General features: G+C 61.6%; 15 protein-coding genes and 1 pseudogene. 5 read left to right on the top strand and 11 right to left on the bottom strand.

Annotated features, from left to right (window positions below; all coding sequences use genetic code 11):
- From EOA60_RS06835 to EOA60_RS06825, 3 genes and pseudogenes are all read right to left on the bottom strand, one after another.
- Positions 1-350 (bottom strand): annotated as a pseudogene (locus EOA60_RS06835) (acyl CoA:acetate/3-ketoacid CoA transferase); the annotation flags it as partial.
- On the bottom strand, positions 347-1,363 hold the full coding sequence (locus EOA60_RS06830) for a Gfo/Idh/MocA family oxidoreductase (protein ID WP_095823428.1): 1,017 nt from the start codon (positions 1,361-1,363) through the stop codon (positions 347-349). The gene EOA60_RS06830 and the pseudogene EOA60_RS06835, both read right to left, overlap by 4 nt.
- Positions 1,360-2,412 (bottom strand): LacI family DNA-binding transcriptional regulator, encoded by a 1,053-nt coding sequence (locus EOA60_RS06825; protein ID WP_095800485.1) that lies wholly within the window; start codon positions 2,410-2,412, stop codon positions 1,360-1,362. The genes EOA60_RS06830 and EOA60_RS06825 overlap by 4 nt, the downstream gene beginning before the upstream one ends.
- 231 nt (positions 2,413-2,643) lie before the next feature.
- Here EOA60_RS06825 and EOA60_RS06820 point away from each other — a divergent pair, with 231 nt between their 5' ends.
- From EOA60_RS06820 to EOA60_RS06805, 3 genes are all read left to right on the top strand, one after another.
- On the top strand, positions 2,644-3,798 hold the full coding sequence (locus EOA60_RS06820; protein ID WP_095823427.1) for a dihydrodipicolinate synthase family protein: 1,155 nt from the start codon (positions 2,644-2,646) through the stop codon (positions 3,796-3,798).
- A gap of 1,230 nt (positions 3,799-5,028) precedes the next feature.
- Positions 5,029-5,223, top strand: coding sequence for a hypothetical protein (locus EOA60_RS06810; protein WP_127335506.1), 195 nt, complete (start codon positions 5,029-5,031; stop codon positions 5,221-5,223).
- Positions 5,224-5,387: 164 nt separating this feature from the next.
- Complete coding sequence (locus tag EOA60_RS06805) at positions 5,388-5,681, top strand: hypothetical protein (protein WP_127335505.1); 294 nt, start codon at positions 5,388-5,390, stop codon at positions 5,679-5,681.
- On the opposite strand, the gene EOA60_RS06800 is transcribed toward EOA60_RS06805, so the two are convergent.
- Positions 5,682-5,903: a DUF768 domain-containing protein gene (locus tag EOA60_RS06800; RefSeq protein ID WP_127335504.1), complete on the bottom strand. Its 222-nt coding sequence runs from the start codon at positions 5,901-5,903 to the stop codon at positions 5,682-5,684.
- The gene (locus EOA60_RS37400; RefSeq protein ID WP_164748370.1) at positions 5,900-6,058 is read right to left on the bottom strand and encodes a hypothetical protein; all 159 of its coding nucleotides are present in this window, start codon (positions 6,056-6,058) and stop codon (positions 5,900-5,902) included. The genes EOA60_RS06800 and EOA60_RS37400 overlap by 4 nt, the downstream gene beginning before the upstream one ends.
- Before the next feature lie 437 nt (positions 6,059-6,495).
- On the opposite strand from EOA60_RS37400, the gene EOA60_RS06795 reads away from it, so the two are divergent.
- Positions 6,496-6,738 carry a hypothetical protein gene (locus EOA60_RS06795; protein ID WP_127335503.1) on the top strand — a complete coding sequence of 81 codons (243 nt, stop codon included), beginning with the start codon at positions 6,496-6,498 and terminating at the stop codon, positions 6,736-6,738.
- A 37-nt stretch (positions 6,739-6,775) separates the two neighbouring features.
- Here EOA60_RS06795 and EOA60_RS06790 read toward each other — a convergent pair whose 3' ends face one another.
- The 6 genes from EOA60_RS06790 to EOA60_RS06765 form a co-directional block, all read right to left on the bottom strand.
- Entirely contained in the window at positions 6,776-7,075 is a 300-nt protein-coding gene (locus tag EOA60_RS06790; RefSeq protein WP_127335502.1) for a hypothetical protein, read from the bottom strand.
- Complete coding sequence (locus tag EOA60_RS06785) at positions 7,059-7,523, bottom strand: hypothetical protein (protein ID WP_128311166.1); 465 nt, start codon at positions 7,521-7,523, stop codon at positions 7,059-7,061. The genes EOA60_RS06790 and EOA60_RS06785 overlap by 17 nt, the downstream gene beginning before the upstream one ends.
- 2 nt (positions 7,524-7,525) lie before the next feature.
- Positions 7,526-7,678 carry a DUF3309 family protein gene (locus tag EOA60_RS06780; protein ID WP_127335500.1) on the bottom strand — a complete coding sequence of 51 codons (153 nt, stop codon included), beginning with the start codon at positions 7,676-7,678 and terminating at the stop codon, positions 7,526-7,528.
- A gap of 12 nt (positions 7,679-7,690) precedes the next feature.
- Positions 7,691-7,855 (bottom strand): hypothetical protein, encoded by a 165-nt coding sequence (locus tag EOA60_RS38810; protein ID WP_245479231.1) that lies wholly within the window; start codon positions 7,853-7,855, stop codon positions 7,691-7,693.
- On the bottom strand, positions 7,842-8,135 hold the full coding sequence (locus EOA60_RS06770; RefSeq protein WP_127335498.1) for a hypothetical protein: 294 nt from the start codon (positions 8,133-8,135) through the stop codon (positions 7,842-7,844). Before EOA60_RS06770 ends, EOA60_RS38810 begins: the two co-directional genes overlap by 14 nt.
- 100 nt (positions 8,136-8,235) lie before the next feature.
- Complete coding sequence (locus tag EOA60_RS06765) at positions 8,236-9,093, bottom strand: glycoside hydrolase family 108 protein (RefSeq protein WP_127335508.1); 858 nt, start codon at positions 9,091-9,093, stop codon at positions 8,236-8,238.
- A gap of 269 nt (positions 9,094-9,362) precedes the next feature.
- Here EOA60_RS06765 and EOA60_RS06760 point away from each other — a divergent pair.
- Positions 9,363-10,170: glycosyltransferase family 9 protein (locus EOA60_RS06760; RefSeq protein ID WP_164899206.1), on the top strand; the 808-nt coding region annotated here is incomplete at its 3' end.

Genomic DNA, 10,170 nt, shown 5'->3' with positions numbered 1-10,170 from the left:
AAGAGGATGCCGGAGGGCACGTTGTAAGCCGCGACCGAGTCGTCGCCGATCATCTGCCAGATCCGCGGCGGCTCGGCGGAGGAGGGGCCTGACGGATACGAGCCGCAGAGCGTGCGTTTGAGCAGGCCAGGCTTGGCGAGATGGTCGATGCCCTTGATGCCGTACATGTCGCCAGCGGCGATCGGGTGCAGCGTGGTGATCGCTCTCGGATGCCCTTCCGCATCGAAGCGCTCGCCGATCGCGGCGAGCACGGCGTCGGGGCAGCCGAGGCCGCTCGAGGACGACACCGAGACAACCATGCCGTCCTTGATCAGGCTGGCGGCATGCGCTGCCGTGACGAGCTTGCTCACGCGAGGCTCCCGAGTTGCGGATCGATGATCACGGCCTTGCCGGTCTTCGATGATTGCAGTGCTGCTTCGGCGGATGCCAGCGACCAAATGCCGTCCTCGCCGGTGGCCGAAGGCTGGCCTTCGCCGCGGATCGCGGCATGGAACTGGCGCAGCGAGCGGGTGTAGAGGTCCTCGCGATCGAAGCTCAGCTCTTCCTCGCCATTTGCAGTGCGCAGCAGCACCGAGCCGACCGGCTTCTGCGTCATCACATCGGTGGCGATCAGCGAGCCCTCCGACCCATGCACTTCGAAACCGATGCCGGCGAACTTGGTCGTGAAGCCTTCATGCGATTGCGCAATGACGCCGGACTTGAAGCGCCAGATGCACATCGCGCCGTCCTCCAGCCCGCCGCCGGCCATGCCGGCCGACTGTGTGAAGGCCGAGATCTCGACCGGATCGTCGCCGAGCACGAAGCGCAGCGTGTCTGCATCATGCACCGTGATGTCGAGCACCACGCCGCCCCCGGCTTCAGGCCTGGTGATGCGCCAGCCCTGCAGGCTTTCAGGCAGATAGACGGAATGGAAGACACGCGCGGCGATCGGTTTGCCGATACGGCCGGTTGCGATTGCCTCGCGCATCGCGCGGTGCGCGCCGGCATTGCGCAGATGATGGTTGGTGCCGAACACGATGCCGGCTTTCCTGGCCACCGCCACCATCTTGCGCGCATCGGCGCTGGTCAGGGCCAGCGGCTTTTCGCAGAGCACATGCTTGCCGGCCTTGATGGCGGCCAGCCCCTGTTCGAGATGCAGCTCATTGGTGGTCGAGATGTAGACGGCATCAATGTCCGAGCCAAGCAGCGCATCGAGCGTCGAGACGGCTTTAGGAATGCCGTTTTCCTTGGCGTAGCCTTGAGCCCGCTCTGCGCTGGAGCTCATCACGGCGGCAACCTCGCCGTCGGCCTGCGCGCGAATGGCGTTGATCATGAACTGCCTGGCGATTGTGCTCGCGCCGATCAGGCCCCATCTCACGCTCATGCCGCGTCTCCCATTCCAGTGCCGTGCGCGCTGCGGCTCGGGCCGCAGCTTTCCCTGACGACGAGGCTGACCGCGCCGATATGGTCCTCGGCGCGCGTCGTGCGCGACTGGATCATCTTCAGCATGACGTGCGCGGCGCGCTCGCCAAGGCCTGGGGTGTCGACGGCGACGCTGGTCAGCGCCGGCATGTAGTGCTCGGCTTCGGCCACGTCGTCGAAACCGACCACGGCGAAGTCGGCCCCGGCCTCCAGGCCGCGCTTGCGCAGCGCGAGCATGACGCCGAAAGCGACGGCGTCGTTGAAGCAAAGCGCGGCTGTCGGCGGCTCGGCTGCCGCAAGCGCGGTCTCCAGGCAGGCCATGCCGCCTCTGCGGCTGGTCTCGCCTTCGACGATCGTCCGGTTGGCGGCCGGGATGCCAAGCGCCTCGCAAGCCTCGATGAAGCCGCCAAGCCTGTCGTGATAGACAACGAGGTCGGACGAACCGCCGAAGAAAGCCAGCCGGCGGTGGCCTTTGCCGATCAGATGCTGGGTGGCGAGATAGGCGCCGCGATGGTTGTCGGGCGCGATTGCCGGGATGCGGCTCTCGGGCAGGCGGCGCATGGCGAAGACCACCGGCACGCCGGCAGCCTCGATGCGGCGGAAGGCGCCGGGCGTGGTGCCGCGCGCCGGCGAGACGATCAAACCGGCGACGCCCTGTTCCAGCAGCGACTTCAGCACTTCTTCCTGGCGGACCGGATTTTCCGCGGTGTTGGCGATGAAGGGCACGATGCCTGCGGCCTGAAAGACGCGCTCCATGCCAACCGCCAGCTCGGCGAAGAAGGGGTTGGTGAGATCGTTGATCACCATGCCGATGACGTTGGAATGCGCCTTGCGCAGGTTGGCGGCGCCGCGGTTGTAGACATAGCCGACATCCTCGATCGCCTTGCGGACCTTGACCGCGGTCTCAGGCCGGATCAGCCCGCTGCCTTGCAGCACGAGCGATACCGTCGATTTGGACACGCCGGCCTCGCGGGCGATGTCCAGGATCGTCGCCTTGGCCCGGCTGGCCATATCCGTGCTTCCTCCGCGTCCGGCGCTAAAATTTTATTGGAACGTTCTAAACATTGCGTCAAACCGGAGTCAACTGGGAATCATGTCGATTTCGAAAAATTGATCGATGGCCAGAAAATGTATGGGTTTAGGGCCGCAGCGCTGCGTTGGATCGCTTCAGTCGCAGGGATCATAAAGGTTCTTGATTTATTGGAACGTTCCATCTATAGGCTGCCACGAAGGGAGATTTCGATGGACATCATCCTGCCTGCGAAGAATGGCGATCGTGTCGGCTACCGGCTGGTCGGCCAACCGGCGCAGCCCAACATCGGCGCGGATTTCCCGCGCCTCGCCTATGCCGCCGCCCATGTCGTCGCCAACCCCTTCGCCATGACCGATCCCTGGTCGCGGCCGGCGGTCGACTGGGACAAGACCATGGCATTCCGTCATCATCTGTGGCGGCTCGGCTTCCGCATCGCCGAGGCGATGGACACCTCGCAGCGCGGCATGGGGTTCGACTGGGCGAGCGCGAAAGAACTGATCCGGCGCTCGATCGCCGAGGCGCGCACGGTGAAAGGCGCCGATCTCGCCTCCGGCGCCGGCACCGACCACCTGACGCCGGCCGCGGCAAGGACGCTCGACGATGTGATCCGAGCCTATGAGGAGCAGTTCGCCTTCATCGAAGGCGAGGGCGGCAAGGCGATCATGATGGCAAGCCGCGCGCTGGCGGCCGCGGCCAAAGGCCCGGACGACTATGCCCGCGTCTACGACCGGATCCTCAGCCAAGCCTCCGGCAAGGTGATCCTGCACTGGCTGGGCGACATGTTCGATCCGGCGCTCAAGGGCTATTGGGGCAGCAACGATTTCGATACCGCCTTGGACACCGTGGTCGCCATCATCGAGCGGCACGCCGACAAGGTCGAAGGCATAAAGATATCACTGCTCGACGCCGGCAAGGAGGTGCTGCTGCGAGACCGCCTGCCTGAAGGCGTGGTGATGTTCACGGGTGACGACTTCAACTATCCGGAGTTGATCGCGGGCGACGGCAAGAGGCACTCGCATGCGCTGCTCGGCATCTTCGATGCCATCGCCCCGGTGGCCAACCCCGCGTTGGCCAGGCTCGCCGAGGGCGACCGGGCCGGCTATGACGCGCTGATGGCGCCGACCGTGCCGCTGTCGCGCAAGATCTTCGAAGCCCCGACGGAATATTACAAGGCAGGCATCGTTTTCATGGCCTGGCTGAATGGCCACCAGGATCACTTCACCATGGTCGGCGGCATGCAGTCGGCACGCGGCATCTGCCACTATGCCGATGTCTTCCGCCTCGCCGATCAGGCGGGGTTGCTGGCCGATCCTCACCTCGCCGTCGCCAGGATGAAAGCACTTTGCGCCGTCTCGGGCGTCTGAGGATATGCCTCTCGCTTCCCCTGCCGCTGGCGAAAAGCGTAACCTGGATATCGGGCTTGGACCGGCAGCAGCCGAAATTCAGCTGGAAGGGGTTGGCACCGCCGTCGTCGACTATCAGGCCGACCGATCGGCAGTACCGCATGTTCCCGCAGGCCGAGGTCTAGTCTAGACCCCAGCGACTTTGCGAGAAATCCGCTTCAACCGGTGCGGATCGATCTGCGGTTCTGTGTCGATGAGCTTCTGCCTCGAACGATTGATCACATCTCTCGTTTGGGCGAGGAGCTTCCTGTCGCTCTCGGCTTGAAGAGGGCGCGGGCGTGGATTGTCGGGAATTCGGTCTCGCACGACGCGTCTCGGGTCTTGGTTCAGACGGGAACGCGGTCGCTGTCTCTCAGCCGCCGGCGTCCTTTGCTAGTTGCCGACGATGAAGGTTAACTTGCGAGCGTCAGATCAGTTGCACGGTGCGTTAGAGATCTTCTGGGCCTTGCCGGAATATCCAGGCTCGCTCTCGGGCCGACTGCAGTTCGCTGCGGATCCGTCGCGCTTGTTGCCGTTCGGCGTCGACTTCGGCTCGAAGCCGATACCGCTCGGCGCGCAATTTGATGGAATCTATATAAACCTTCCAACTCGTCTTCGGCCATTGCAGCCAGTCCCCATTTGGCGTGCAACGGAACGCGTCCGCTTTGGTTCCGGGGTCGCGGTTGGAAATCTTCGACCCGGAGTTTCTGTGCCAATCGGCACATTGGGTTAGCTAAGTGATTGAAAGGATGGTGGGCGTGACAAGGATTGAACTTGTGACCCCTGCAATGTCAATGCAGTGCGTTCTCTGATTTCATTGAGAAATCGCCACTGAAAGAGCGTGAACAGAGCAAAAACATTCGAACATATCTGTGCCGTTTCTGTGCCAAAGGAAGCGAACTTCCGTTTAGGTCATCCTCCTATAAGAGCGCCCATGAAGACAGTGGCGACCTACGATTCGACGGCGGGCGCACCTTCACGCTGGTGAAAGACCAATGGCGCGGAACGTTCCCGATTGCTGATCTACGGAAATGGCTGAACTTCTATCATCAGCAGCAGGAGCGGTTTCCGGCGCACGCGGCGTCCTATGCCAGCGACGTAGAGGCGCTTGAGGCCTTAGCATCCCGTATAGCCGCCGATCGTTCCGCGTAGGAACAAGCTTCCTCGATCTCTGTTCGTTCGGGTGATGAGTGAATGGAGCAGAGGTCGCACATGAAGGTCTATCGAGTGGAAGAAATGGATGGCGATAGCGTTGTGGCCCATCACGTTGCCAATGCTAATACCCCATGGGTGGCAGCGGAAACGGCCACGGGCAGCGAGGTCACGAACGTACGCGGTGACGAACAGCGCTGGATCCGGGTCACGGATGAGGCCGACCATGTTGTTTACAGGTATGCCTTCAAGTGACCTGTGGATAGTAACCGCCTGTTGACCATGGCGAGCCGTTCCGATTGCTCGTCAGGTCGGCGCAGCATCTCATATCGGCGTTGCCTAGCGCAGCCGGCGGCCGGACGTGTCACCTCAACCCCGCATGATCGGTCGCCGGCTTTTTTTTGGGCCAGGGGGAAGCTATGAACGCATGCCGCAGTTTCATCGTTGTACCGCCGATCGGCAACCGGTACGACAATCTGTCGTTTCAGATGCGAATGGAGGAAGAGCTGAACGGTGAGTTCCGCGGCTTCAAGTTCGTGGTTACCACCGACGGGTCACATCGTTTCGACGAGTTCATGTTGATCCCGATGTTGGGCAAGGCGGGCGACAACGTGACCGAGCCGCTGGCGACCTATCCCGACCTCGAAACCGTAGAGACGATCGCCCTATTTCTGCACCGGTATTTGAGCGAGGCGCCGAGCCGGTTGAACTAGCTATTCAGGTGCCCCGCCCTCGTGGTGCACCACGGCATCCAGCATCGCCTGATAGATGCTGCCGGTGTCTTCCTCGATTTCAGTGCTGCTGATGCCAAGCGACTTTGCGTCGGCAAATAGTTGCTGAATGAGCTCGGCGATCGACAGGACGTCCGCGCTGATCATGCCCGCCTGGTTGTTGGCTAGCCATTGATGGAGGAAGTTGGTGCCGCGCGCGCTCAATGGCGGCCCTTTAGAAACCTCGCCTCGCGCAACAGCGAATTCCAGTTGGTGCCAATCAAGCGGATCAATTCCCGCGCCTGGTTTTGAGTGATGCCTGTTTCCTTCGCCAAGCGCAGGGCTAGCATCTTGTCATTCTGGGTCTTTTCCTGGCCCATCGGGGAGATCCCTTATCCCAAGGATAACCATTCCGGAAAATCAAGGTTTCGTGAGACCTGGCGATTGATACAAAAAGTGACTGAGTAGTACATGTTGCAATTAGCGAAATTGTGCCGTGGATAAAGTCCGCCGTGAGCCGACGGGCTCGCAGTTAACATTTGCTATTTTCATCCGGGCCGAATCAACTACATAGTGAGCCAGGGCCGATCGCAACGCAGTTTGCTGCCTCTATGGCCCCTTGCCCTCCGACGACCGCCGACGCACCCCGAGCCCCCCGCCCTGTTCGGCGGTCGTCTTTCTTCGTCTGCTACAACAAATGAGAGCGACGCCCTCAGGGTGCGGGTATAAGGTTCTGCCGTCGCCCGCACCTTTGACGGCAAACGGGCGCTTGGAAGTCAACTCAGGTGCTTTCGCCCAATTCCGCAGGGAGGAAGCCATGAGCAAGCGCTCTGCAAATTTTATTTCCGCTTTTGAATTTGACGTCATCCGAGAAGCCTTCCGGCGTTCGGTGGTAGAAAGTTGTCTTCCGCCACAAGAATGGCAAAGGCATGCAGCTGACCTCGTTCGCAGCTTCATCGGAATCGAAGCTCCGGCCGAAGTCCTCGCTGCATTGCTCGATGTGAGAACAAAAAAAAGCCCGCCGGCCGAAGCCGACGGGCCTAATGCAGGGTTGGAGTAGGACCTAAAAATGCGGCAGGGGACGTGAAAGTTCCCTTTTATCCGCGTCGACGCGTGTGCGACCGCTCGGCCAGTAGGCGCTCGACAGTAGCGGCAAGCGCATCAAGACGGTCATTGATGCCCTCTGTGTTCTTGTCGGACAGAATGTCGCCGATACGCTTAACTTCGGAGATCAGCCGTTCGGTCTGCTCGCGGCTGCCGAGCTCGATGCCTACGCCAGTAATGACCGGATCGACCTTGGCGACTTCCTTCGGTCGGCTGAGATATCGTCCGATCGCTACAAGCAAAATGATGCCGCCGTATGCGGCGCCGATCCAGACTTCAGTTGGGATGTCCATCGCCTGTCACTCGTCCGTGGCGCTGATCTGAAAGGCCTGCTTCACCAGCGGCACGAATGACATTGTAGCTGTCCAGGAACATGAGGACGGGGTAGATCGCGAGCCCTGTCCCGTTGGCGCCGGCCTTCAGCAGGCCGAGCGTGATAATGAACCAGAAGCCGGTCGCGATGAACGCGCCGACCGACCGGAGATGCGGGGAGCGGCGCCACGCCCCATTGATGCCGAGGCATACCAGGCGACCGGCGCCCGCTATGCCGCAAAGGACCGCGAGAGTACCTTGCGGCACGATCTGGGCCAGGCCGGCGGCGAAACTGGGCGTGTCTGCGAACAGCGTCGGGTTGGCGAAGAGCACGACCGACCAACCGAACAGCATTGTCGCCAGAGCCCATTCGGACGCTCGAGCCGGAAAGGTCTCCCGGAATGAACTGGTGATGTGAGCGAGGATCAAAGTCAGATCCGCCCAAGCAGCATCAGGATAAGCACGATCACCAGCAGCAGCCCGATGATGCTCGACGGGTATGGACCCCAGCCGGCTGAATAAGGCCACGCCGGCACGGCACCGACCAGCAGCAGGATCAAGATCACGATGAGGATGGTGGTCATTGTCGCCTCCTATCAGCGAAGTTCGGCCCGGCGCGTGGCGCTGGCCTTGGTGTGTCGATCGCATTCGGCCGCGGTGTAAAGCTTCACGGCGCAGCCCGGCGCCATCGTGCGGTCGATCTTGTTCTGATCCTCGACCGTCTTGCCCTGTGCGCCAGCCAGACTGTTACCGAGGGCCAAGCGTAGGGCTGGAACACCGCTGACGCCGGAAGTCGTACACCCCGCCAGCGTCAATGCAGTCGTCAAAAGACATGCGAGCGTCGATGCCATTGGAAATCGCATGCTGGTTTTCCTTTTCGATCTTGGCACGGAGTTCGTCGGCGCCCTTGTGCTTGATCATCTCGTAGGCGCCGAGCGCCGCGCCGCTGGCGATGAGAGCGATGGCTGCCCAGGCAATGAGGCCACCGACCAGGCGAGAGACGCCAAGCCGGCCGACGATGAGCGTGATGAGGAAGCTCACAGGAATATCCACCAGATCAGTGCGCCGCCAACGGGCACGCCGAGGAGGAAGCCGGCGATTGCCGGAAGAGCCATGCGGATCAGTTCTGTGAAGACTTCTTTCATGGCGCCACCTCTGCCGTGCCGAGCGCATCACCGAGCCGCGCAGCCTTGCGGTTCGCATACCAGCGCCAGCCAAGTCCGCCGACGACCAGGGCAGCGCTCACGATGGCCACGATGACGACGATGCGACCGACCCACTCGCTCGCATAGGAGAGCGGGGAAAGCTGGTCCTGAAGACCCTGAAGCGTGCCGGCGATAGTCCCGCCGCCGACACCCGCACCCGTAGCCGCATCCGCCGGTGCAGTCGTTGGCGCAGCCTTGGCATCCTCTATGAATGCCTTCGCTTGGCCGCCATCAATGAAGCCAGCAGCCTGCGGCGTTTCACCAGTCGCCCACGCCTTGCCGATCGAGCGCACTTCCTCGACGCGAGCACCCCAGCCGCGGCCGAAAGTGTTCCACGTCCGAAGGTGGCGCAGGAAGTTCAGGCGCTGATCGCAGATCCGATCAATGAGCGCGTCGCAGTTGTTGACGGCATTCACCGCGGTCAGCGTGCCGACCCCCATCACGCCGTCGATGCTGCCTTTGTAGAGCGGCCCGAGAGCACGCTGCAGCCACTTGATCGACTGGCCGGGCCCGGAGTTCACCGCACCATCGAAAACGACATAGTCGACGCCGGCGGGCAGTTGGTCAGCCTTCACGGCATCCCAATACTGACGGTCGTAGATGTCGAACACCTCGAGCGAGGTGATGCCCTTGACCGAGCGAGTGGCGAGACCCTTCCCCTTTCGATAGGCATCATACACGCGCTGCGTGACGCCCTTATTGGTCGGGCCGCCAGGATCGGCGGGATGGTTGACGTAGCCGCCCTCATGCACGAGCACGCGAGCGAGCGCCTCCTTTTCACGGGATGCGGTCATGGTAACCTCTTGGGTTGTGGGGAAAGATGCGCTAGTACGCTGCTTTTCAGGAGCAGCGATATTGTTGTTCATCGAAGGCTTATTGATAGGGATCGTCTTGGGATTCGTCGGTGTTTTCGTAGTCGGCTACTGTGTAAGCCGGCTTCCCGACAGTTGGACCGACGACCGGCTCTAGGAGACCCGACCTTGTTCTATCTTGGTTTGGCAGTAGGCGGTGTTCTTGGCTGTTGGGCAGCGTTTGCCTTTGCCCGGTGGCGAGTCAGAACCAATTGAAGCCAATAATTCTGACACTTACCCACAATGAAAAGCTTGGCGATGCGGTGTTGCGGATCCCGATGTACCGGGCGCTGCGCCTGGCTTTTCCTGAGCACACAATAGTTTGCGCGTCGGCTGAGGGTTCGGCCTGGCCGACCACACTGTCAGCGGTGCTGGAAGAATTCATCGACCAGGTGCTGCTAGACCAGCCGCTGAAGAGCGTTTCCGGAGTCCGCTCCCTCGTCCGTCGTCTTGGCCAAGTGCAATACCTGCTCGATCTCCGATCCGGCCGCCGCCCGATCCCGAGTTATCTGGCAACGGCCGGATTGCCCGTGAAGTATATTTCCAATTCCCCAGGTTTCATCCGTCGCAATATCGCTGGGGTTGAGAGGCGCCCGCCGACAAATGCGCAGCGGTGGCACCGAATGGCCGAAATCATGGCCGGCCGACTTCTGCCTTTTGAGGCGGAATTGCAGCTCTTGCCGCAAGCTACTGTTGAGGCCAAGCGCCTGGTAACTGATCGTCAGTTCGTCCTTCTCTCCCCCGGCGAAGGGAGATTCAAGTTCTGGGATCGCGACAAGTGGTTGGGGCTGGCCAGTCACATCGAGGATGCAGGTATGCGCCCGATATTCCTCATCGGTCCGCCGGAACAAGAACAGCGATTGTGGATCGATCCCGCCGGTCATCAGGTGATCGACGCATCGTCGGCCGAAGCAGAACTGTTGCCTTGGGTGTTTCATGCCCTTGCCGATCGCGCACTCGCGGTTGTGGCTGCCGAAAGTGGCATTGGCCATTTGGCCGCCACGAGATCCGCCGCCCTGC

This window comes from Mesorhizobium sp. M1A.F.Ca.IN.020.06.1.1 (genome assembly GCF_004023265.1).
GTDB lineage: Bacteria > Pseudomonadota > Alphaproteobacteria > Rhizobiales > Rhizobiaceae > Mesorhizobium.
This window is presented reverse-complemented; position numbering and strand designations above follow the sequence as displayed.